This is a genomic window from Lysinibacillus sp. CNPSo 3705 (assembly GCF_028674935.1).
Lineage (GTDB): Bacteria > Bacillota > Bacilli > Bacillales_A > Planococcaceae > Lysinibacillus.
On sequence record NZ_JAQZSD010000008.1, the window covers coordinates 202853 to 227081 of the forward strand.

Genomic DNA, 24229 nt, shown 5'->3' on the forward strand with positions numbered 1-24229 from the left:
TTGGAGGCCTTTTTTCGTTTTAGCAAGTGTAAGTACTTGAGTACTGAAGATAAACATAACTTAGAATTGATTAGTTCCATTAACGAATACTTCTATCAAGGAAGAGTCATATACTCTTAATGAACTAGTAAAAAATAAATAGCTGCAAGGGAAGTACTAATCTACTGTCCTTTGCAGCTTATTTATCTTATGCAAAAAGTATAATGGATTTTTATTGCTCTTCGTTAAAGTAATTTAAAATACCTTGGTAGATACCGAGAGTAGCTTGTTCACGGAATTTAGCACTTGTAATAACACGTTCCTCACTACCATTACTTAAGTAGCCTAGCTCAATGAGAGCAGCTTGTTGATGATTTTCTCGTAAAACTAAATAATTTCCTTGTTGGGTTCCACGATTCTTTAAATCGATTTTATTGGAAAGTCCTTTATTTATTGCCTCTGCAAGACCTTGTTGATTACTATTCATATAATATGAGGTGAAGCCATTAATGGAGCTATCGTCTGTTGCATCATAATGAATACTTATAAAAGCATCTGCCTCATACTGGTGCGCAATTGATACGCGTTTACGAAGTGCAACATATTCATCAGATTCTCTAGTCATGACAACATTTGCCCCAGCAGCACTCAACTTTGAAGCAAGAAGAGATGCCGTTTTCAATGTAATTTCCTTCTCATCTGTGCCTCGTTGTCCGGTCGTGCCATGATCATTTCCTCCATGTCCAGCATCTACGACAATCGTTAGCCCATTTAAAGTGCCTTTTTTGCGTGGTTTAGATTTATCTTTTTTACTAGCAGTAGTGGCTTTGCTCGACGAAGTAGTAGTAACGACCCAGTTCGCCACAAATGCAGTTTTGTCATCTACTTGTATTTCATAAAAATCATTTTTAGTGCCTACAATAGGGTAGGTTTCACCAGCATCTACACGTGCAACAACATCAGCAGTTGTTGTTGAATCTGTTCGTAGGTTTGTCCCATTATAAATGATTGTGACAGATTCAAGCTCTGAGGAAGAAGAAGCAGATTTTGATGTCGTTTTATTTGAAAAAGTACCATAAAAGCTATAAACCCAACCTGCTTTATTATCGTTATATTGAATTTTTACCCAGTTATGTTCTTGAGCCAGCACTTTAAAGGTTTGTCCATTTGAAGCTGTGCCTATTTTTTTAGCATTTAAGTCGTGATTTTGGCGCACATTAAGTGCATCCACTAAAACTGTAAATGTTGTATCTTTGTTGATTTTTTTTGCAGATACCTCAACTTTAGGTTCATTAGCCTCAGCCTCAGATTTAGCCTTTTTTTCAGGCAGGTCATTGATTGTAACATAGTCAGTAGATACCCACCCAACTAGTCCGTTCCAATCTATTTTTGCCCATTCGCCATTTTTTTCAATGAGTTTAGCTTGGCTGCCTATCGATAATTGTCCAAGAACTGCTGAAGATATGTCAGGCTCAGTACGAATATTTAGACGATCGACTTGTGAAATCAACGTTTTATCAAGCGTTTGTTTATCGTTTATGGAAGCTGTTAGCCAAGATGCTACCCAGCCTTCGTAATCGCCTGCTTTTACTTGAATCCAGTCACCCTCACGACTAATAGAAGTTAGCGAATCACCCTCATCTAATGTCGTAATGATTGGATAAGACAGTCCAGGTCCCTCACGTAAATGAAGAGTCGTTCCAGTTACTTTTAAATCACTGGTGTCTGCTAGTGCTCTTTGAATATTGTTCATACTTGGAATCGCGATCATTAACACTAGTACGAAGATGATACTAATATTTAAAAGTTTTGTCCTCATCAGATTCCTCCTATCTTGTGCTATTTTACCATGCTTGAGTAATAGAATTCGTGGGAAAAAGGTAATGGAATTTGTTATTTTATCGAATGTATTGTAAAAAAAATAAAAACAGTTGACATTGCCTTTTGTTGTGACTAACATAAAGGGTAATCAAAAAATGATTAACCGCTTATGACCAAGCAAGTAGCAGATACCTCTATTGGAGAAGAGAGGGAAAGACCTAGGCTGAAATCTTTCCTACAAAAATGTATATTGTGAATAACACTTGAGAGGCTTTTTTCTGAAAAGTAATGCTTAGTAGGAAAAAACGGAATCGGCCGTTATCCGATTAGGAGGAGGACGCATGAATTTGATGCGTCAACTAGGGTGGAACCGCGGAAGCTTGTACAGCTCTCGTCCCTTGCAAAACGCAAGGTGGCGAGGGCTTTTTTTGTGGACAAAAAACGAGAAGTCCAGAAGACAGCTTGCTCATAAGCAATTTATAAAGGAGGTTTTTCTATGAGTTTTAAAGTGCCACGAGGGACACAAGATATTTTGCCTGGTCAATCAGAAAAATGGCAAAAGATAGAAGCGGTTATCCGTGATATCTGTCGTGTCTATCGCTACAATGAAATTCGCACACCAATTTTTGAGCAAACAGATTTATTTGCACGTGGTGTCGGTGAAACAACAGATGTTGTTCAAAAAGAAATGTACACTTTTGAAGATCGCGGTGGCCGTTCGTTAACATTACGTCCGGAGAATACAGCTGGTGTAGTTCGTGCTTATGTTGAGCATAAAATGTTTGGTGCACCTGATCAACCAGTAAAGCTTTCATATTTAGGACCAATGTTCCGTTATGAACGTCAACAAGCAGGGCGCTACCGTCAATTTGTTCAATTTGGGGTAGAAGCAATTGGTTCAGCTGACCCAGCGATTGATGCAGAAGTTATTGCACTAGCAATGGATGTTTATGAATCAGCAGGTTTAAAGGATTTAAAATTAGTCATTAATTCACTTGGTGACAAAGAAACACGTAATACACACCGTACAGCACTGTTACAACACTTCGAACCACATATTCATGAGTTTTGTTCAGACTGCCAAAATCGTTTACAAAAAAATCCACTGCGTATTTTAGACTGTAAGGTAGACCGTGAGCATCCGTTAATGCAATCTGCACCTGCATTAACTGATTTCCTAACAGAGGAGTCAGCAGCTTATTTTGCTCAAGTTAAAACATATTTAGATACATTAGGAATTTCGTATGAGGTCGATCCAAATCTTGTAAGAGGTCTTGATTATTACAATCATACGACTTTTGAAATTATGTCAACGGCTTCTGGCTTTGGAGCCATTACTACACTTTGTGGTGGGGGTCGCTATAATGGCCTTGTGCAAGAAATTGGTGGACCGGAAGTACCAGGTATCGGTTTCGCATTAAGTATTGAGCGTTTGTTACTTGCGCTTGAAGCTGAAGGTGTTGAATTAGATACAGCATCAGGACTTGATGTCTATATGATCGCTATGGGCGAAGAAGCGAAGCTAAAAACTGTAGAATTAACAAGTACCTTCCGTGCTAAGGGCATTTCCGCAGAAATGGATTATTTAGATCGCAAAATGAAAGCTCAAATGAAATCAGCAGACCGCTTAGGTGCAAAATATACGATTGTTTTAGGCGAAACGGAGCTTGAAGAGCAAGTAGCTACTGTTAAACATATGGAATCAGGTGAACAACAAAAAGTAGCGTTCTCAGAGTTAGTGAACTACCTATTAAAACAATAAGCGAAACCGTTAAAACAAAAATCGTTTTATAAATCAATCCAGGATTATCTGTTCGTCATTTGGACAGATAATTCATCTAATGAACTCGCTCATTTTCCTTGGCATCTATTCACTACCTAGTAGGAACTGTATGCTACATAAGTAAAACAAACGGTTCATCACTTGAAAATGGGGAATGACATTTTATGAAAACGTATGTCATGTGGATAAATCAACCCTAAGTAATGATGAGCCAAATAAATTTTGGAGGAATTAAATAATGGCAACAAGAACACATGCTAGTAATGAACTTTCAGAAGCATTAAAAGGCGAAAAAGTCGTACTAAAAGGTTGGGTACAACGTCGTCGCGACCTAGGTGGTTTAATTTTCATTGATTTACGCGATCGTACTGGAATCACTCAAGTAGTATTTAGTCCTGATGTTGCAGAAGCGCATGCTCTAGCCGATAAAGTGCGTAGTGAGTACGTAATTGAAGTAGAAGGGACAGTTATTCTTCGCGCAGAAGATCAAATTAACCCAAATGTACCAAATGGCAAAATTGAAGTAGAAGCAACAAAATTAGTCGTTATTAATACGGCAAAAACAACGCCATTCCAAATCGAAGATCGCACAGATGTATCCGAAGATTTACGTTTAAAATATCGTTATCTTGACCTGCGTCGTCCTGTGATGTTTGACACTTTCAAAATGCGTTCAGATGTGACTCGTACAATTCGTAACTTCTTACAAAACGAAGGCTTCTTAGAAGTAGAGACACCAATTTTAACAAAATCATCTCCAGAAGGAGCTCGTGACTATTTAGTACCATCACGTGTTCATGAAGGTGAATTTTATGCACTACCACAATCACCACAGCTATTTAAGCAATTATTAATGGTATCTGGTTTCGAAAAATACTTCCAAATCGCACGTTGTTTCCGTGATGAAGACTTACGTGCTGACCGTCAACCAGAGTTTACACAAGTTGATATTGAAACAAGCTTTTTAACGCAAGAAGAAATTATTGAAATGAACGAACGCTTAATCCAAGCAGTTATGAAAGAAGTAAAAGGTATTGATATCCCTGCTCCATTCCAACGTATGAAATATCAAGAAGCTATGGATCGTTATGGCTCAGATAAACCAGACGTACGTTTCGGCTTAGAGCTAGTTGCTTTAAATGATATTTTTGATGGCTGTAACTTCAAAGTGTTTGCTGATACAGTAGCACAGGGCAAGCAAGTAAAGAGTATCAACATTAAAGGTGCTGCAGACAAATACTCTCGTAAAGACATGGACGAGCTAACAAAATTCGTTGGTATTTACGGAGCAAAAGGTCTGGCTTGGTTAAAAGTAACGGAAGAAGGCTTAAACGGACCGATTGCAAAATTCTTTGATGAAGCTTTAGCAACTGCATTAATCGAACGAATGAAAGCTGAAGTGGGCGATATTTTAGTATTCGTTGCTGATAAAGCATCTGTTGTAGCAGCATCTTTAGGTGCACTTCGTACGAAATTAGGTCAAGATTTAGGCTTAATCGACGAATCAGAATTTGCATTCCTATGGATTACAGATTGGCCATTATTAGAGTACTCTGAAGAAGACGGTCGCTATTATGCAGCGCACCATCCATTCACACGTCCATTTGATGAAGATATTCCATTAATGGAAACTGATCCTGCAGCTGTCCGCGCGCAAGCATACGATATCGTATTAAACGGCTATGAGCTTGGTGGAGGCTCACTACGTATTTATGAACGTGAATTACAAGAAAAAATGTTTAATTTACTTGGTTTCACAGAAGAAGAAGCAAGAGCTCAATTTGGCTACTTATTAGAAGCATTTGAATATGGTGTACCGCCACATGGAGGTTTAGCATTTGGTCTTGACCGCTTCGTAATGCTACTTGCTGGCCGCACGAACTTACGTGACACAATTGCATTCCCGAAAACAGCAAGTGCAAGCTGCTTATTAACAAATGCACCAAGTGAAGTTTCTTCAGAACAATTAAATGAGCTAAATTTAGCAATAAAAACATTTAAAAGATAATGAATACTCCGAAATACCTGGATTCTCTAGCAAAATTTGTTGAGAATCTAGGTATTTTTTGCGTTTTCGCATGAATGGAGATTTTTTTTGAGAAAATAGATTGAATTATCAGATAAAGAGTGCTATTATTACTGTAATACGAATCCTGATGTGTTTGTTTAATTGCTAGCTCTACTTAATAGTTTTGACCGAACACTTTAGAAACGGGAGCCTTCATTTTGTAGTCGCAAACAAGCCCCACGCGGAGCGGGACGTTTAAAGCTGCAAAGCGGGCACCCCCCTGCGAATTGCGGGTTCAAGACGAATGTTTCTTGGCATAACGGCACAATCGGGATTCGTCATACATAGTAAATAACCACAAGGAGCATAAAATTAGCTCCTTTTTTAGTGCGAAAAAATGGTTATTTTAAAAAGACAACTGCATAGGAATATTTATAATAGAACGAATTTGTAATGGTAGAGGAGAAATGACTATGATTGTTGGCTTAAAAATGAATGAAGAGAAAATTGTGCTTTATGATAATGAATGGAAAAATGGGTGCGTTCCGAGATTATAGAACATACGAATAGCCAATCGTATTCAACATATTGGTAGTACTCATCGGACACCTCCAGGAAGCGTGCTCTACGCGAAAGCGAAGCGACAGCAAAAAAGCACCCAGTCGGAACGGAAAATAACTCCAAGTTATGGCGATAAATCTAAAGAATTTAGAAAATATAAAAAATACTTTTTATTTTTGTAAAAGTGTCCTATAATTGGTATAGACAACTATACCAAGTTAAATAATAGCTTGGAAACTTCAGCAAGCTCCTCAAAAAAGATTAGGGGGTGATTATTTGAAGCATACACTTTTAATTTCCAATGTTACGATAGTCAATCATGATGAAGCACCGTTTAAAGGCGATTTATTTATTGATAATGGTAAAATTATTAAAATAAGTAATAACTTATCTCACGAGGCTGAGCATTATATTGATGGCAAAGATAAAAATTGGATACTACTACCTGGCTATATTGATATGCACATACATGGCTCAGCTGGACATGATGTGATGGACGCTACACAAATAGCATTACATCAAATGGCACGTTCTTTAGTACAAGAAGGCGTTACAGGCTTCCTTGCTACTACAATGACGCAATCTATAGAAGCGATTGAAAGCGCTTTATCCAACGTTGCTCAATTTGAAAATAATGATGATGAGGCAAGCTTATTAGGTATACATGTAGAGGGGCCATATGTATCGAAAAAACGGGCAGGAGCTCAGCCAATAGAATACATTATATTACCGTCTGCTGAGCAATTTACATGCTGGCAGAAAATAAGTAAGCAACGCATTAAACAAGTTACAATTGCGCCTGAGGTAGAGGGAGGCTTTACGTTTATTGAATCGTTAAAAGATTTAAATGTTATTGCTTCCATTGGCCATTCTGACGCATCAATTGAGGAAGTGGATAAGGCCGTAGCATTGGGAGTAAGGCAGGCCACACATTTATATAACCAAATGCGCCCTTTCCATCATCGCCAACCGGGTGTCGTTGGTGCAGTGCTATTAGAAGATCAGGTGAAGACTGAAATTATAGCTGATTTCGTGCATAGCCATCCTCAGGCTGTAAAGCTAGCGTATCGTATGAAAGGAGCGAATGGTATCATTTTAATTACAGATGCGATGCGGGCAAAAGGCTTACATTATGGTGATTATGATTTAGGTGGTCAAACCGTTCATGTTTCTAAGGAGGGGGCTCATTTATCTAATGGGGCTTTAGCAGGCAGTGTGCTAACGATGGAGCAGGCAGTAAAAAATATGAAAGCAGTTACCGATTGCTCATTGCAGGAAATTGTCGCAATGTCCTCTACGAATGCTGCTAAGCAATTACAGCTTGCAACTAAAGGTTATATTGCAGAAGGATATGATGCAGATTTTGTATTACTTGATGAACATTTAAATGTACAAAAAACTATTTGTCGGGGTAAAGTTGTATTTGAGAAATGAAAGTAAAAAGGCGATAAGGATGGTGCAACACTTGTTAGATAAAAATTCTCATATACCTATCTATATACAAATAGAGGAAATCATTAAACAACGTATTTATTTAGAAGAATACAAAATCGGTGAAAATATACCTTCTGAGCGAGAGCTTTCTATGCAGTTTGATGTTAGTAGAATGACTGTTCGTCAATCAATCACAAATTTAGTGAATAGCGGATTGCTGTATCGTGAAAAAGGGAGAGGTACATATGTCGCTAATCCAAAATTAGAGCAACCACTTAAAGGATTAACAAGTTTCACAGAGGATATGCGGGCTAGAGGGATGGAACCAAGCAGTAAAGTTCTACGCTTTGAAAAAATCGTACCACCAATTGATATTGCTAGAGATTTAATGTTAGAGCCGGGCGAAGAGGTGTTCTTCGTTGTACGAATTCGTAGTGCAGATTCCAAGCCAATGGCAATCGAAAGAACGTATATTCCTGTGAAAGTATATCCAGAATTAGATGAAAAGAAAATAATGGGGTCATTGTATGCGTTAATCGAAGCAAAGTTCCATCAAAAAATTGGAAATGCTATTCAGCAAATGGAGGCAGCTATTGTTCCAAAAGAGGATAGTAAATTTTTGCAAATTAATCATACTGCTCCTGTGTTAATTATTAAACGTACAAGTTATTTATCTGATGGAGTTCCGTTCGAGCTTGTGCGAAGTACTTATCGAGCTGATCGATACAAATTCATTAGTGAAATTAAAAGGTGATCCAATGGATGCATATTTTTTAGAAATACAAAAGTTAATGCAGGTCGTGAGGGAGCAAGAATATGCCCAAATAAAAGAGGCAGCACAATTAATTGTCAAAAGGCTTCAATGCGGAGGAATTGTCCAATTATTTGGTTGTGGCCATTCTCATCTTTTAGCACAGGACGCATTTTATCGTGCGGGAGGACTTGTACCTGTACGTCCTATCATTATTGAACCTTTAACTTTACATGCAGGAGCAATGACATCATCTAAAAACGAGAAGGACCCGACTATCATTGAACGGTATAAAGATCATTTTGATTTTCATGAACATGATGTTTGCATTGTTATTTCAACATCCGGACGAAATCAAGCACCGTTAGATGTGGCTTTTTTAGCGAAAGAAACAGGAGTGCTAGTCATGTCCCTGCAATCTCTTGCTTATTGCGAACAGCCGACCCGTCATCAAAGTGGACAGCGCTTAGAGGATGTAGTAGATATAGTTATCGATACGCATATACCAATAGGAGATGGTTTGCTGCATCACCATGATATACAGTTTGCACCATCCTCTACAGTGATCGGTTCATTTATTTTAAATGCATTATTTAGTGAAATCATAGAGAGTATGGCTTTATCTGACAAAATATTACCAGTTTTTAAAAGTAATAATGTTGATGCTGATTTGTCTCATAATGAGGCTATGATTACCAGTTATCAACATCGTATTAACTTTAAATGACATGCGGAGGGATATCGATGAAGAAAATGTTTAAAATAACTGCGCCAGAGGGACTACATGCTAGACCAGCAGCATTACTGGTAACGGCTGTAACACCGTTTGAGTGTGACGTTCAGTTAACGTATAAAGAGAAATCGGTCAATTTAAAATCAATTATGGGCGTTATGGCGCAAGGGGTAGCACCTGGAAGCATTGTAGAAATTTCAGCAGAGGGATCTGATGTCGAGAAGCTATTTCAAACAATAACAGAAGTAATGGTTTCAAAAGGAATTGGTGAGGAATGTTAGAAATACAAGGAATTGCTGTTTCTCGAGGCATTGCCTTTGCAAATGCGTATTGTTTAAAGGAACCAGATCTAACTTTTGAAGAAGTTAAGATTACTGATGTCCATGCTGAACTGGAAAGATTTAAGGCAGCTATTGTAAAAACGAAAGTGGAGCTACAAGAAATCCATGAAATAGCGCAAGATAAATTCGGTGCTGACAAGGCAGCTATTTTTGCGGCACATCTATTAGTGCTAGAGGATCCTGAAATGCTTTCATCTATTGAAGCGAAAATTCAATCTGGGGTGAATGCCGAATTTGCATTAAACGAAGTATCGAATATGTTTATTGCAATGTTTGAAGGGCTTAATAATGTTTATATGCAAGAGCGAGTCGCAGATATTCGAGATGTGTCTAAACGGGTATTAACCCATTTGTTAGGGGTTAAAATGGTGGATATGAATTGTTTAACCTCTGATGTTATTATCGTTGCTAAAGACTTAACACCTTCCATGACTGCGATGCTAGATACAACGTATGTCAAAGGGTTTATAACGGATATTGGTGGCAAAACATCTCATTCTGCTATTCTCGCACGAACGTTAGAGATTCCAGCGGTAGTTGGGACGAAAAATGCTACGGAAGGTATTCAACATGGAGCACCAATTATTTTAGATGGGACAAATGGCAAAATTTTTGTCAACGCTTCATCGGAAATAACTAGCTTTTATTTGCAGCAACAACATTTACACAATGAGGAGAATGAAGAACTTCTTCGCTATCGTTCATTACCTAGTTTGAGTGCAGATGGTTTTTCAGTAGAAATTGCAGGGAATATAGGAAACCCTGAAGATGCGGATATGGTCATCAATGCTTGCGGAGATGGTATCGGCCTGTTTCGTACAGAGTTTTTATATATGGAACGTCAGGAGCTACCAACTGAGGAGGAGCAGTTTCAAGCATATAAAAGTGTACTTGAGAAAATGCAAGGCAAGCCAACGATTGTTCGGACATTAGATATTGGTGGCGATAAAAATCTACCATATTTAAAGCTTGCTGATGAGATGAACCCTTTTCTTGGCTATCGAGCAATTCGGATTAGTTTAACTCAACAAGAAATGTTTCGTGTACAAATTCGTGCATTACTAAAAGCAAGCGCTTACGGCAATTTAAAAATTATGTTTCCGATGATTGCTACATTGGACGAATTTAAAATGGCGAAGGCAATATTGCTTGAAGAACAACAATGTTTGAAGAGTGATGGATACCTTATATCTGAAAAGCTAGAAGTAGGAATGATGATTGAAATTCCATCGGCAGCCATCATTGCAGATGTATTTGCAAAGGAAGTAGATTTTTTCTCAATCGGTACAAATGATTTAATCCAATACACGTTAGCAGCAGATCGCATGAACGAAAACGTTTCTTATTTATATCAACCGTATCATCCTGCTGTTTTAAGACTGATAAAAAATGTCATTGATGCAGCACAGCATCATGGAAAATGGGTAGGTATGTGTGGTGAAATGGCAGCAGATGAAATAGCATTACCGATTTTACTAGGATTTGGATTAAATGAATTTTCCATGAGTGCTTCCTCTATATTAAAGACTCGTGCACATCTCGCTAAGCTTTCTAAACAGCAGCTAACACCACATAATGAGCGCATTTTACAACTGTCTACGGCCTCAGAGGTCGAGGAATATGTCAAAAATAATCTATTAAGTTTATCTTGAATTGCACGAATATTCAGTATGGAAAAGGGGTGATCTAGCGTATGGAAATAAAAATAATTCCGCCAAATGATTATTTACAAATACATCAATTAAGAGATTATTGTTTTCCTAATAAGTATACGGGTGCGCGGCGCGATGATTTTCACTATTGGATTGAGCATAGTACAACATTGGGTGCTTACGATGAAAATAAAGTAGTTGGACAGTTATTCATATTGCCACTAAATATAACAATTCATGGTGAAAATTATAAGATGGGCGGAATTGGTTTTGTTGCAACATATCCTGAATATCGGCAACAAGGTATTATCAAAAAGCTTATGACAGAGGCCCTGAAGAAAATGCGAGAGAATGGGCAGAGCATTTCTGTGTTAGCACCATTTTCGGTATCCTTTTATCGTTACTTCGGCTGGGAATTATTCGTTGAAAAGCTATGTTACACCATTCCGCAAATGCTGTTTCCTTCTTTCGGAAAGCAGCTGGACGTAGTAAAACGTATGAGCTTTGAATGGCCAGATCGTGATCTTTTTCAGGCGATTAAAGATTTTCATAATGCACAGGCGTTGTTCAATAATGGAAGTATGTTACGAGATGATGCTTGGTGGAAAAGGATAGAGAGAAGGATGCCTGATAGTCATTTTGCGGCATATTTTAAGGATGATAAAATTGCAGGTTATATTCGCTATATCATTCAAGATGGAACGTTTGAGATTCATGATTTTATAGCTGAAGATTTACTAGCAGAACAAGCGATTTGGCGTTTTATAACGTCTCATGCAGCGAGTGTGAGTAACATTAAAGGAGTTACTTCAAACAACCATCAATTTGGCTTTTATTTTAAAGAACCACAGTTTAAAAAGGAAGTCGTTCAGGATGCAATGGTCAGAATAGTAGATGCTTTGATGTTCATGCAACATTATCCGTGGGGCGATATTCAGGAGCCGTTATATATTCAAATTAAAGATATATTTTGTAGCTGGAATGAGCACGCATATAAAATAAATAAAAATGGAGATGTCTCGATAATTGAGACAAATTCTAGTCAAAAAGTGCATATGTTAACATTACCAATTAATCTTTTTTCAGCGATGATGGTGGGCTATCTTTCTGTAAAGGATGCTGCCTTGTATGCAAATGAAGAATTGGCTGAAGACATTATTGATCGCTGGCAGCAAGCGTTACCCTCTAATAAACCCGCATTCTATGAATACTTTTAAGTCGTGTATATGTTGAAAAAGTAGGTATGAATGTAGTTGGTTCTGAAAAATTAAATTTTTTTGAACTTTTTTCTGGACTATACCAGTTAGGTGAATCCATTCTGTAGTCTGTAACAGAGTTATAGCCCAATTTTTAAAGTCTTTGCATAAGGGAGTAAATGGTGTAAAAAGTATATTGTGGTATATACCAATTGATGCTATTCTCATCTTAAGAAAGCGATTTCATAGTTAAAAAATCATAAAAATAAAGTTAGTTAAGAAGACGATCTTATCATGAAAAGGAGTGCTTTTATGAAAAACATTATGCTAGTTTGCGTGGCAGGAATGAGTACTAGTTTATTAGTGTCAAAGATGCAAAAAGCCGCACAAGAACAAAATATTGAGGCAGATATTTATGCGATTGCTGAAGGTGAGGTTGACAAAGTATTAGCTACTAAGACGGTGGATGTGTTGCTACTAGGTCCACAAGTCCGTTACTTAAAAGGAACATTTGAAAAAAAATACAAGGCAATGAATTTTCCGATTGATGTCATTAATATGGCGGATTACGGCATGATGAATGGCGAAAATGTTTTAAATCAAGCGTTACAGTTGATTGGTTAAGGGGGCAACGACAATGGAAGAAGCAGTTTTGATGGAATCCATTATGGGACTGATCGTGCATAGTGGTAATACGAGAAGTGAATGTATGGAGGCTATCCAGCTTGCAAAAAATGGACAGATTCAAGAAGCAAAGGAAAAAATACAGGTAGCTAACGATGCATTGATTGAAGCGCATCATTCTCAAACGGCTCTACTGTCACAAGAAGCAAGGGGAGAAAAAGTAGAAGTGTCAATGTTGTTAATTCACGCACAGGATCATTTAATGAATGCCATCACGTTTCGTGATTTAGCAACTGAAATGATAGAGTTGTATGAACGAATCAAAGGGGAATAGCATCAAGCATTGATGTCACAATAAAAACGTAAAGGGAGTGTGTGAAATGTTCCGTTTTTTAGAAGAAAAATTTGTGCCAGTTGCAGCTAGAATAGGAAATCAGCGTCATTTAGTTGCCATTCGAGATGGCTTTATTACAATCATGCCATTGACAATTGTTGGGTCACTTGCGGTTCTTGTTAATAATTTACCTATCAAGTTCTATCAAAACGCGCTCGATGCCATCTGGAAGCATGAAACTTGGACACAGTGGGGCGGCAATGTTTGGGGAGCAACATTTGGAATCATCTCTTTGTTATTAGCTTTTACAATTGCTTACCATCTTGCAAAAAGTTACGACAAGGATGGACTTTCTGCCGGTGTAATCAGCTTTTCAACTTATTTGACGTTCGGTACTTTTGGTGAAGGTGGATTAACAGGGTTAACGACAGGTACAGGTGGTATATTTATTGCCATTATTATCGCATTGCTGTCAACTGAATTATTTTGTAAATTGACTGGCAATCCTAAGTTACTAATTAAAATGCCGAATGGAGTACCACCGGCTGTTTCAAAATCTTTCGCCGCATTATTACCTGCTATTATTACAATTGGTTTATTTGCTCTAGTTCGTACAATTATTTCGGCAGGCTTTGATATTCCTGATATTGTTGGTTCGTTCTACTCAGCCGTTCAAGAGCCGTTTATGGGCTTAACGAATTCATGGGTTGCGGCATTACTTTTAGCATTTATTCCTACGTTTTTATGGACATTAGGTGTTCATGGTGCTAACATTATCGAACCGTTTATGCAAACGATCAATTTACCAGCTATAGAAAAAAATGTTGAAGCAATTTCATCTGGGGAAATAGCGCCATACATCGTCAATAAACCATTCTTTGATGCCTTCATCAATATGGGTGGTTCCGGTACGACAATAGCACTTATTATCGCCATTTTCATTTTTGCTAAAAAGAATAAGCAATATAATACCGTCGGAAAGCTGTCCGCAGCACCAGGTCTTTTCAATATTAATGAACCATTACTTTTCGGTCTTCCAATTGTGTTGAATCCAGTGTTATTTGTACCATTTATTTTGACTCCGATGATTAACGTAACCATTGCTTTCTTTGCAACAAAGTGGGGCTTTGTGCCGGCAGCTACAGTTTCACCACCATGGACAACGCCACCGATTATTAATGGTTTCTTAGCAACTCAATCTTGGCAAGGAGCTGCCCTTAGTATTGTCTTAATTGTAGTCGCGGTATGTATTTATTTACCGTTCATTTCAATGGCCAACCGCATGGCAAAGCAGAATGAACTACGGGCTGCTGAAGCAGAGGCTCAAAAAGAACAGCAAGTTACAAAATTAGAGAGTCAAAAAGTAGAAGTGTAATTGTGAGCTAACGGAGGTATTTAAATTGAAAAGATTAGGGATTTCACTATATCCTCAGCATAGTACACTAGACGATATGAAGCGATATGTTCAGCTCGCTCATGACAATGGTTTTGATCGAATATTTACATGTCTTATGTCATTAAATAACGATGAGGAACGACAAAAATTACAACAAATCAATAAATTTGGGCAGCAGCTTGGCTTTGAAATTTCTGCTGATATTGCACCAGCTGTTTTTGAAGATTTAGGCTTAACGTATAAAGATATCGGTTACTTTAAGGAGCATTATCATTTAGCGGCATTGCGCTTAGATATGGGTTTTTCTGGCCAGGAAGAAGCGTTTATGTCGCTCGATGCAAGTAATTTAAAAATAGAATTAAATATTAGTAACGGTACTAAATATGTAGAAAATATATTATCCTATCAACCGAATAAAGATAATATTATTGGCTGTCATAATTTTTATCCGAGACGTTTCACAGGTTTATCACGCCAACATTTTTTACAAACATCGCAAAAATTTAAAGCAAATCATATTCGTACAGCAGCCATGATTTCATCACAGCATGCTATGTTCGGACCTTGGGAAGAAACAGAGCATGGATTGCCTACATTAGAAGAGCATCGTCATCTGCCAATTACTGTGCAAGCAAAGGATTTATGGCACACTGGTTTAATAGATGATTGTATTATCGGCAATATGTATGCTTCTGAGGAAGAAATACGTGCGTTAGGTCAATTAAATCGCGATAAGCTAGAGCTGAAGGTTGAGCAGTCAATTGAAACGTCTATTTTAGAAGAAGCCATCCTTTTTAAGGAGCCCCATTTTAATCGTGGTGATGTTTCGGATTATGTGATCCGGAGTACGCAATCTCGTGTTAAATATAAAAATGGTGACTTCCCTGTACATGATACTGACCTATTAAAATTGGGCGATGTGACAATCGATAATAATTTAGATGTACGTTATAAGGGTGAGCTACAAATTGTTTTAAAGGAAATGCCGAATGCCGGATCGACAAATGTTGTGGCAAGAGTTGTAGAAGAAGAGCAATTCTTATTAGCACATATTCAGCCATGGGCATCATTTGGTTTTACGAAATGATACAGAAGAAGGGATTAAGCCACTAGTTGATAGTGGTTAATCCCTTTTTTATCTTTATTAAGAAAGGAAAGGAGCAAAGATATGTATGTATTAGCGATTGACGGTGGTGGAACGAAAACGTCAGCAGTCATTTGTGATGAATTGGGCAATGTTTATGCTAAAGTAGTAACGACTCGCAGTAACCCAACTGCTATGGGTATTCCAATTTTTAAGTCAACGATTCATGATATACTACAAAATTTACAACAACAAAATCCGCAAGTATTTGCTGCCATAGATAGTTGTTTTGCTGGCATGGCTGGCGTTAAGGAGCTACAGGCTGAAGATGTTGTAGAATCGATCGTACGTCAATACGTTCCTAAGACAGCTCATGTGATTGTTGATAATGATGCTCTAATTGCACTTTATGCAGGCACACTTGGGCAGGCAGGTATTGTGCAAATTGCAGGGACAGGCGCTATTACAATGGGCTACGATCGTGAGCAACGCTTTCATAGAGTAGGTGGCTGGGGTTATCTTTTTGATGATGAGGGCAGTGGCTATGATTTAGGTATTCAAGTGCTGAAGGCTATTTTTCAAAGCTATGATGGACGCGGAGACCCAACAGCTTTGACAGCTGTCATATTGCGGTATTTTTCTGTAGAAAATGTACCACAATTAATAGAGTGTATATATGGAGAAGAGCATCCTCGGACCGTGATTTCACCGTTAAGTAAATATGCTTTCGATGCGGCAGAAGAAGGTGATCGTGTTGCTATTCAGATCATTGAGGATGCTTGTAAGAAATATTATGTGGCAATTAAAGCATGTTACGCTCATATGACTTGGGAGGAAGGAGACGTGCCTGTCGTATTAATCGGTGGCGTTTTTAAGAATGAAGCATATTTTTTACCGAAATTACAGCAATTCGCACAGGCTGACAAAATACCATTGCAATTTATGGCACCAGTTTTACAACCGATCGGCGGGGCGGTAATTGCGGCTTTTAAGCAAATAAATGCCCAGCTCGGCTTAGATTTTGCGGCATGTTTCTCCAAAAATTATGAACAAGAACAGTGTTAAAACTAAAGGCAATTGGATGACGATGTATTCAATTGCCTAATTTTTTACTTTAAGCTGGAAACATTTAGATTTTTAACGGCTCAAGTCAAACTTTACATAAATTCTTTCAGTGGATGTCACGGAATTGGAAAGGAGTTACTAATGGATGTTAGCCTAAAATCATTGTATTCATGTGATAACAGCTAACTGACCTGCATCACGCCGTTACGCTTTCGTGCAAAAAACATCCGCATGCTAAAGCACAAAGCGAATACAAGACGCAATGTTTATCTGGACGACAGCGATAATTATGCCGTAGCATAATTGCTTTAGTAGGAATACTTAATTTTTTTAGTTATAATTTTTACTTGATGAATATCGTAATAAAATGTAAGATAGGTTTGATTTTATCTTAGTATTTAACTAGGTTTACTAATAAAGTGATTAGTGGTGCATTATCAAGCGCTGATCATCAATCGGGCTTTAACGGGAATGTATATTATTGCCCGTTAAAGCGTATTAAAAATTCAATAGACGGAGAGTGTAAGGATGTTACATCAATTTTCACGTAATGAGCTCGCAATAGGAACAGAGGGACTCGAAAAATTAAAAAATACAACGGTAGCCATTCTTGGTGTAGGCGGCGTAGGTTCATTTGCTGCTGAGGCTTGTGCACGAAGTGGTATTGGCCGCATTATTTTGGTGGATAAGGATAATGTAGATATTACGAATGTTAATCGTCAATTAGTTGCCTATCTTTCAACGGTCGGAAAATCTAAGTCAGGTGTCATGAAAGAGCGTATTGCTGATATTAATCCAGAATGTGAAGTAATTGATATGCATATGTTTTACACGGAGGAAACATATGAGGAATTTTTCGCACAGGGCATAGATTATGTCATTGATGCGAGTGACACTGTGATGTATAAAATTCATATTATGAAGGAATGTCTAAAGCGTAATATTCCAATGATATCTAGCATGGGTGCAGCCAATAAAATGGATCCAACGCGGTTCAAAATTGCAGATATTTCTAAAACGCATACAGACCCATTGGCTAAAGTAATCCGTACAAAATTACGTAAGGATGGTATTCATAAAGGAGTAACGGTCGTGTTCTCAGATGAGAGTCCTATTGTTGTTCGTCCAGATGTCGTAGAGCATGTCGGAAAACCGGATGCAGCTATCCGTAAAGCAAAAATGCCTCCATCTTCCAATGCCTTTGTTCCTTCAGTGGCAGGCTTAATTGCGGCCAGCTGGGTAGTGAATACAATCTTAAAAGATGTAAAAATTACACGTGTACAAGGCTAATATTTCTGTAGCTAAAGCGAAGCGGCAGCTACAAGTGTTTGTGTCAAAAACTTTCATCGATAAATTAACAATAATTTTTTCGATAAGCTTAAATAACTTTTCGATAAAATAAAAGCGGAACGAAATCACCCTCGGTAATGGTGATTGGCCATTTTATGGAAGTAGCTGTCTCGTTTGCAGACGGCTACTTTTTCTATGTTACAATAGGAACGTTGTAAAAAGGGGAGCTACGATATTTAGTAAAATATCTATACAATTTATGTTAAGAGACATATTATGATCCTTCAACATTTGCTGTAGAACCTATTAAAGGAGGCGTTTTATTGTGGAGCAAATCTATCAAATGGAATATAGGGGCTTAAATCTATTCGATGAAATTAGTACAGTAGAATTAGCTATTGATGAAGAAGGGCAAACAATTCACATTTTTGATGTTGGACAAGTTGTTAGTCCTATTTTTAATTTTGATGTTTCGGCCTACGAGCTATCAGATGGTTTTTATAAAATGGCGGATATACTTCGACATAAACGTATATTGACAAATCAACAGCCAGGTAATGAACTAACACTTAGTGAGTGGTTAATTACAAATACGGCCTATTTTTACATGCCACAAAAAAGAATAAAAAAATATGCACAAGGAAGTATTATAGAAATTATTGATCGAACGAAAGAGCAATCTTTATTTGATGATTATGTACAAAAAATATAATGCTACCAAAATAGTTCGCATTCGGTGCTCAAAATGCTAATAATTCACTATATTGTCTTATTTTTTTCATGTACCCACTTCTTTATTTGGTTTATTGCTATAATTTTAATAATTCCAATAGATGGTGAAAAAGTTTGTTTGGATGTGCAGGACTGCCTAGGGGAGTAGGAATGACGTTTAGAAAACAAATGACAATATGGGAGAGTGGGAAAATGGAAATTCAAGTAATTCGTGATCATTTAGACATTGTAAAGCTTCAGGAGAAAATGAATAATATTGTATTTGACTATTTGGATACATCTAATAATTATCCAAAGGCTATGAGAGAACTAAATCCTTTATATACACAAGCTACAACATTTTATAAAGAGTATTTGGACAATAGAGCGGGTGAATTACCAAGTGCCAATACATATTGGCATTTGTTTATAGATTGCTGCGCAAAGCTGTGCTACTTTTTAGCGGCATCAACGTATTATTCATCCAATGAGTTACAAAAAACACCTGAAAAAGTTGAGCAATTATTAACGATTGCTGCCTATTCTTTACCTAGCATTGACCAAGAAGAGAATGAACAATTATTATCAGCAATTTTTGCGCTTTATCGTGAAGTAGTAGGGGATGAAGAGAAAACATCCTCATTACGAAATGCTGTGCTTGAACAAAAAGGTGCAGTCAAACAATGCTTACAACAATTAAAAATATTTGTTAATAATGAAATGACACAATAATTCAAGAGTGTTTAAACATTTTTTTAAAATAATATAGCAACTAGAATCTGCTTACTTTTTGCGCTTGATTCACCAATTCTTACAGTACGCTGCTTTGTGAGGGTGATTGGGTTTCAAGTTCTTAAAGTATTGCAGATTTTTTTTGTAAATATTAATAGACTATTGTAAGAAGACCATGAAGTCCGTAATTGTAGTGATAAAGTTTTGGTGTGTGAAAATAAAAAAGGACTTTTTGCTTAAAAGGTATTTATAGATTTTTGTCGAAATATAGTTAAAAATTGCAAATCTATTTGCAAGCATTAGCATCAATAGTAACGGAAATTAACTATACGTTATGGTGATGAAAAAGATTTATTCCGTGCTGTATGAATTTATAGGAAAGGGGCAGTTCAATGTTAATAAACGGTATCGAAATCGATTTGGCAAAATTAGAAAAACCGCTCTTATTAGTAAGTGAGAGTGAGGAACTTCTATTTCGACAGCTTATACAAGAAACACTTGAACATGAGCTTACCCAATGTCAATTAGCCCTATCAACAAGGAAGTCTATCTCATTAGTAAGGGATTTTTGGTTCGCTATGTATAAAGATCGAGAGAAATTATATATCAACAGCGGACATGCGCTCTTGTATCCAATTCGTTTAATCATATTCGAAGTTGTGACACAAGACGACTCCTTTAAACGTTTGTCCAAAAAATCTTTTGGAGATGAGTGTCTGTCACTTATTTATGCCATTGTCCTATTACAATTTGTCTTATTGTGGATAAAGGAACGTTTTAGTGACAACAAGGAAGTATATGAGTCATTAAAATTTTTATATAGAACAATTGATGATAATATAGATGATCAAACCTCTCCATCAAGAGAGCAATCCATTGGTCAAGCTATTGCTGTAAAAGCAATTCGTTCTGAAGTCCGAGAGAACGCCCAGGAATTTGCTAGTCTACTCTATCAAACCTACAATTTTCTTCATTATTTACATGAAATCGAAAAGGACAAGGAGGAGAAAGAAACGACGAGACAGCCATCGATGAAAGATGTGGAAGATGCATTGAAACGATTTTACGAAACACGCTACACAACCAATAAGGCAACCTTCACAGGATGATTGTTTAGTAGTCAGTCCGGTTTTTTAGCGAGAGTAATAAGATAAAAAAATAAGGCGCTTCTTGTTAAAATTGAAGTGCCTTATTGTTTTTCAGTACTATTATTATTTTTTATCCTTATGAAAAGATTTAAGCTTTTCGTAGATTCCTGCCATTCGTTTTTCTTCACCCGCAATAACAGGTTTATAAAATTCTGTGCCTACAAGCTCATCTGGTAAATATTGCTGGTCTACCCATCCACCAAATGTTCCGATAGGGCTGTTGTGGGGATATTGATAGCCTACATGACCTAAATCTTTTGCCCCTTCATAGTGAGCATCGCGTAGATGATGTGGAATATCGCCTGCTTTTCCTGCATGAATGCTGGCAATGGCGGCATCAATCGCCACAATTGCAGAATTGGATTTAGGCGCAAGGCACATTTCAATAATAGCACTTGCAAGCGGGATACGCGCCTCTGGTAGTCCTAGACGCTCTGCCGCTTGTACAGCCGCAAGCATATGCGGTCCTACCTCAGGGTTGGCAAGGCCTATATCTTCATAAGCCATAACTAGTAAGCGTCGACTTACAGCTACTAAATCACCTGTTTCCAATAAATGAGCTAAATAATACATTGCTGCATTCGTATCACTTCCACGAACTGATTTTTGTAATGCAGATAGCAAATTATAAAAATGGGATCCTTTTTTATCACCATAAACGCCAATTCTGCCTACAAGATGCTCAATGATATGATCAGCAGCGATTGTTTGACCGTCTACTTCATCACTTGCATAATAAATTGATTCAAGCAAAGTCAATGCCTTCCGTGCGTCACCATTAGCTGCTTCAGCAATTTGATTAATTTGATGATCTGTTACTATAAAGTGATATTTACCTAGCCCGCGCCTTTCATCAGAAAGTGCTTTTTTTAGAAGCTCGAATATATTGTCGTTCGTTAAACGTTTTAGCTGATATATTTCTCCACAACGGGAGCGGATAGCGGGATTGACATCATGGTATGGATTTTCCGTTGTCGCTCCAATTAACACGATCGAGCCGTTTTCAACATGTGGCAACAAAGCATCCTGTTGTAATTTATTAAAGCGATGAATCTCATCCAAAAAAAGAAGGACTTTTCCTGAGATTCTAGCTTCTTGTACAATATCCTCGACGTCTTTTTTACCAGCACGAGTAGCATTAAGCGCGAAAAAGGGGAGCCTCGAGCTTCCTGCTATGGCATTCGCTATTGATGTTTTGCCGATACCTGGCTCACCATATAGCAGCATGGATGGAACATGTTCATTTTGAATCATTTTATAAAGAGCGGTGTTAGGACCGATAAAATCCTGGTGTCCTACAATTTCATCGAGGGTTAAAGGACGCATGCGATAAGCGAGTGGTTCATTATGCATTAAAAATTCCCCCTTTCAACTGTTTTCAATGATTTTTGTTTTTGTGCTTAGAATGAAGCGTTATATAGTATTTTACCTAATTATATTAAGGTGCAATAAATAGTATATCATAACCTTCCAAGTGTATTTCCGAGTTCTTCGAGAGGAGATTATGATATACTGTTGGTAGTATTTTTGACTAGACTATTTGAGGGTGATAAAATGAAAATTTCTACAAAGGGCCGTTATGGTCTAACGATTATGATTGAATTAGCAAAGCATTATGGTGAAGGGCCTATCCCATTACGCAAAATTGCTGCTGAAAAGGATCTTTCTGAGGCATACTTGGAGCAGTTAGTTTCACCATTACGTAATTCAGGCTTAGTGAAAAGTGTACGCGGTGCATATGGTGGATATATGTTAGCAAATCCACCAAGTGAAATTTCAGCGGCTAATGTTATTAGCGTGTTAGAGGGTCCAATTCAACCTGTAGAAGGTATTGAAAATGAAGAAGCACCTCAGCGAGAGTTATGGCTCCGCATTCGTGATGCTGTGAAAAATGTATTAGATACAACGACAATTGAGGATTTAGCTCAATATACTGAGGAAAATGTAGCGGAAGGCTATATGTTCTATATTTAAAATTAGGCTAAAGCACATCTCTCTACCCTAAGGAGAGAGATGAGTCTTTAGCGCTTTTCGTACAAAGGAGTTTTCAACATGAATTCATATATTTATCTTGATCATGCAGCGTCATCACCAATGAATGACAAAGTAATAGACGCTATGACTACAGCAATGCAACAAGTTTATGGGAATGCATCAAGTATTCATGGGATAGGTCGAGAGGCACGTAAATATTTAGATAATGCACGTGAAATACTTGCCCAATCAATTGGTGCTCAGCCTGGAGAAATTATTATAACAAGTGGCGGAACAGAGGCGGATAATACGGCTATTTTTGGTACTGTTTATGCACGGGCTGCTGAAGGGAAGCATATCATTACCACACAAATTGAACATCACGCGGTGTTACATACTTGTGAAAAGCTTGAGCGAGATGGCTTTGACGTGACATATTTGCCGGTTGATGAGAATGGCCGTGTTTCTGTAGAAGATGTGCGAAATGCATTGCGAGAGGATACAATTTTAGTAACGATTATGTACGGCAATAATGAAGTTGGTACGATTCAACCGATTGCTGAAATTGGTGACTTGTTACGTGAACATAAAGCTATTTTTCATACAGATGCCGTTCAGGCATATGGTTTAGAGTCAATTAATGTTGCTGATCTCCATGTTGATTTACTAAGTGTTTCTGCTCATAAGATTAATGGTCCTAAAGGTATTGGTTTCCTATACCAAAAAGCTGGGACACCATACACTAGTTATGCATTAGGGGGAGCACACGAGAAAAAACGTCGTGCAGGTACTGAAAATGTGCCAGCAGTGATTGGTTTTGCGACTGCAGTGCAAATTGCAAATGAGTTGCGAGAAGAAAAGCGCGCACTATATAATCGCTTCAAGCAAATTTTGCTGGATGTTTTCACGAAAGAAAAACTAGCCTTTCATATGAATGGAGATTTAAACCATACGCTCCCACACGTTTTAAATGTAAGTTTTTCTGGTATGGAAGTAGAGTCATTCTTAGTAAATCTTGATATGGCGGGTATTTGCGTATCGAGTGGTTCTGCGTGTACTGCTGGTTCCATTGACCCATCACACGTTTTAGTTGCGATGTTTGGACAAGGGGCAGAGGAATTACGTAACTCAATCCGCTTTAGCTTTGGTCAAGGTTTAACAGAAGATGATGTACAACATGCCGCAGAAAAAACAGCAGCGATAGTGAAAAGACTCGCGAAAAAGTAGTTTGCTGATAAATTTAGGCGTGTTGATTAAAATAGGTTAATTATTGAGCTTTGTTGCTATTTTGCTAATATTTTCCCTTTTCAACTGTTTGTAGCCCGTAGCGGAAATCAGCCTCTTCGAATTAATTCGAATGTGTAAAAATAGGATTAATCAACACATCTTTTAAAAATCGGGTTTATAACCAAAAATTGTGGGTGACTTTTGTTAAAACGTCTACTATGTAAATAAGTTGATTGGAGTGGAGACTAGGCGACTCCTTGGGGATTAGCAATAGAGGAACGAAGGCTAAAAGCATCACATCCTGTGATAACGCCTTCGTGACCAACATCGTGCTGCTGCCGCTACGTTTCACTCACGCTTTCGCGCAAAAGACATCTGTTGGCCC

General features: G+C 37.7%; 21 protein-coding genes, 1 other RNA gene and 1 other annotated feature. Of the genes, 20 read left to right on the forward strand and 2 right to left on the reverse strand.

Features of this window, described 5'->3' with window-relative positions:
* Positions 1-211: 211 nt before the first annotated feature.
* A complete protein-coding gene (locus tag PVA17_RS05565; RefSeq protein WP_274067119.1) occupies positions 212-1798 on the reverse strand; it encodes an N-acetylmuramoyl-L-alanine amidase family protein in 1587 nt (528 codons plus the stop codon).
* 162 nt (positions 1799-1960) lie between these two features.
* Positions 1961-2202: a binding site (T-box leader), on the forward strand.
* A 94-nt stretch (positions 2203-2296) separates the two neighbouring features.
* On the opposite strand from PVA17_RS05565, the gene hisS reads away from it, so the two are divergent.
* The 18 genes from hisS to PVA17_RS05655 all read left to right on the forward strand — a co-directional run bounded on the left by hisS (position 2297) and on the right by PVA17_RS05655 (position 20604).
* On the forward strand, positions 2297-3562 hold the full coding sequence (hisS, locus tag PVA17_RS05570) for a histidine--tRNA ligase (RefSeq protein WP_274067120.1): 1266 nt from the start codon (positions 2297-2299) through the stop codon (positions 3560-3562).
* 259 nt (positions 3563-3821) lie between these two features.
* The gene (aspS, locus tag PVA17_RS05575) at positions 3822-5591 is read left to right on the forward strand and encodes an aspartate--tRNA ligase (RefSeq protein WP_132356951.1); all 1770 of its coding nucleotides are present in this window, start codon (positions 3822-3824) and stop codon (positions 5589-5591) included.
* Positions 5592-5730: 139 nt separating this feature from the next.
* Positions 5731-5930: non-coding RNA, 6S RNA (ssrS, locus tag PVA17_RS05580), on the forward strand.
* A gap of 498 nt (positions 5931-6428) precedes the next feature.
* Positions 6429-7586 (forward strand): N-acetylglucosamine-6-phosphate deacetylase, encoded by a 1158-nt coding sequence (gene nagA / locus PVA17_RS05585; RefSeq protein WP_274067121.1) that lies wholly within the window; start codon positions 6429-6431, stop codon positions 7584-7586.
* 31 nt (positions 7587-7617) lie between these two features.
* Entirely contained in the window at positions 7618-8340 is a 723-nt protein-coding gene (locus PVA17_RS05590) for a GntR family transcriptional regulator (protein ID WP_132356949.1), read from the forward strand.
* Between the two features lie 4 nt (positions 8341-8344).
* Entirely contained in the window at positions 8345-9064 is a 720-nt protein-coding gene (locus PVA17_RS05595) for an SIS domain-containing protein (protein WP_274067135.1), read from the forward strand.
* 17 nt (positions 9065-9081) lie between these two features.
* The gene (locus PVA17_RS05600; RefSeq protein WP_132356948.1) at positions 9082-9351 is read left to right on the forward strand and encodes an HPr family phosphocarrier protein; all 270 of its coding nucleotides are present in this window, start codon (positions 9082-9084) and stop codon (positions 9349-9351) included.
* Positions 9345-11063, forward strand: a complete 1719-nt coding sequence (ptsP, locus tag PVA17_RS05605) for a phosphoenolpyruvate--protein phosphotransferase (RefSeq protein WP_132356947.1) — start codon at positions 9345-9347, stop codon at positions 11061-11063. Before PVA17_RS05600 ends, ptsP begins: the two co-directional genes overlap by 7 nt.
* Before the next feature lie 41 nt (positions 11064-11104).
* Entirely contained in the window at positions 11105-12280 is a 1176-nt protein-coding gene (locus PVA17_RS05610) for a GNAT family N-acetyltransferase (RefSeq protein ID WP_274067122.1), read from the forward strand.
* Positions 12281-12571: 291 nt separating this feature from the next.
* A complete protein-coding gene (locus tag PVA17_RS05615; protein ID WP_132356945.1) occupies positions 12572-12883 on the forward strand; it encodes a PTS sugar transporter subunit IIB in 312 nt (103 codons plus the stop codon).
* A 13-nt stretch (positions 12884-12896) separates the two neighbouring features.
* Positions 12897-13217 carry a PTS lactose/cellobiose transporter subunit IIA gene (locus PVA17_RS05620; protein ID WP_132356944.1) on the forward strand — a complete coding sequence of 107 codons (321 nt, stop codon included), beginning with the start codon at positions 12897-12899 and terminating at the stop codon, positions 13215-13217.
* Positions 13218-13263: 46 nt separating this feature from the next.
* Positions 13264-14592, forward strand: coding sequence for a PTS sugar transporter subunit IIC (locus PVA17_RS05625; protein ID WP_274067123.1), 1329 nt, complete (start codon positions 13264-13266; stop codon positions 14590-14592).
* Between the two features lie 25 nt (positions 14593-14617).
* Positions 14618-15700, forward strand: coding sequence for a DUF871 domain-containing protein (locus PVA17_RS05630; RefSeq protein WP_274067124.1), 1083 nt, complete (start codon positions 14618-14620; stop codon positions 15698-15700).
* A gap of 81 nt (positions 15701-15781) precedes the next feature.
* Positions 15782-16762 (forward strand): N-acetylglucosamine kinase, encoded by a 981-nt coding sequence (locus PVA17_RS05635; protein WP_274067125.1) that lies wholly within the window; start codon positions 15782-15784, stop codon positions 16760-16762.
* Between the two features lie 528 nt (positions 16763-17290).
* Entirely contained in the window at positions 17291-18052 is a 762-nt protein-coding gene (locus PVA17_RS05640; protein WP_132356940.1) for a tRNA threonylcarbamoyladenosine dehydratase, read from the forward strand.
* A gap of 325 nt (positions 18053-18377) precedes the next feature.
* Positions 18378-18764, forward strand: a complete 387-nt coding sequence (locus tag PVA17_RS05645; RefSeq protein WP_142508964.1) for a hypothetical protein — start codon at positions 18378-18380, stop codon at positions 18762-18764.
* Between the two features lie 170 nt (positions 18765-18934).
* The gene (locus PVA17_RS05650) at positions 18935-19495 is read left to right on the forward strand and encodes a hypothetical protein (protein ID WP_274067126.1); all 561 of its coding nucleotides are present in this window, start codon (positions 18935-18937) and stop codon (positions 19493-19495) included.
* 392 nt (positions 19496-19887) lie between these two features.
* Positions 19888-20604, forward strand: coding sequence for a hypothetical protein (locus PVA17_RS05655; RefSeq protein ID WP_274067127.1), 717 nt, complete (start codon positions 19888-19890; stop codon positions 20602-20604).
* A gap of 102 nt (positions 20605-20706) precedes the next feature.
* Here PVA17_RS05655 and PVA17_RS05660 read toward each other — a convergent pair whose 3' ends face one another.
* Positions 20707-21996 carry a replication-associated recombination protein A gene (locus PVA17_RS05660; protein ID WP_274067128.1) on the reverse strand — a complete coding sequence of 430 codons (1290 nt, stop codon included), beginning with the start codon at positions 21994-21996 and terminating at the stop codon, positions 20707-20709.
* Between the two features lie 201 nt (positions 21997-22197).
* Between PVA17_RS05660 and cymR the strand changes: the two genes are divergently transcribed.
* Positions 22198-22617, forward strand: a complete 420-nt coding sequence (gene cymR, locus PVA17_RS05665) for a cysteine metabolism transcriptional regulator CymR (protein ID WP_132356936.1) — start codon at positions 22198-22200, stop codon at positions 22615-22617.
* Positions 22618-22695: 78 nt separating this feature from the next.
* The gene (locus PVA17_RS05670; protein WP_132356935.1) at positions 22696-23844 is read left to right on the forward strand and encodes a cysteine desulfurase family protein; all 1149 of its coding nucleotides are present in this window, start codon (positions 22696-22698) and stop codon (positions 23842-23844) included.
* Positions 23845-24229: the final 385 nt, after the last annotated feature.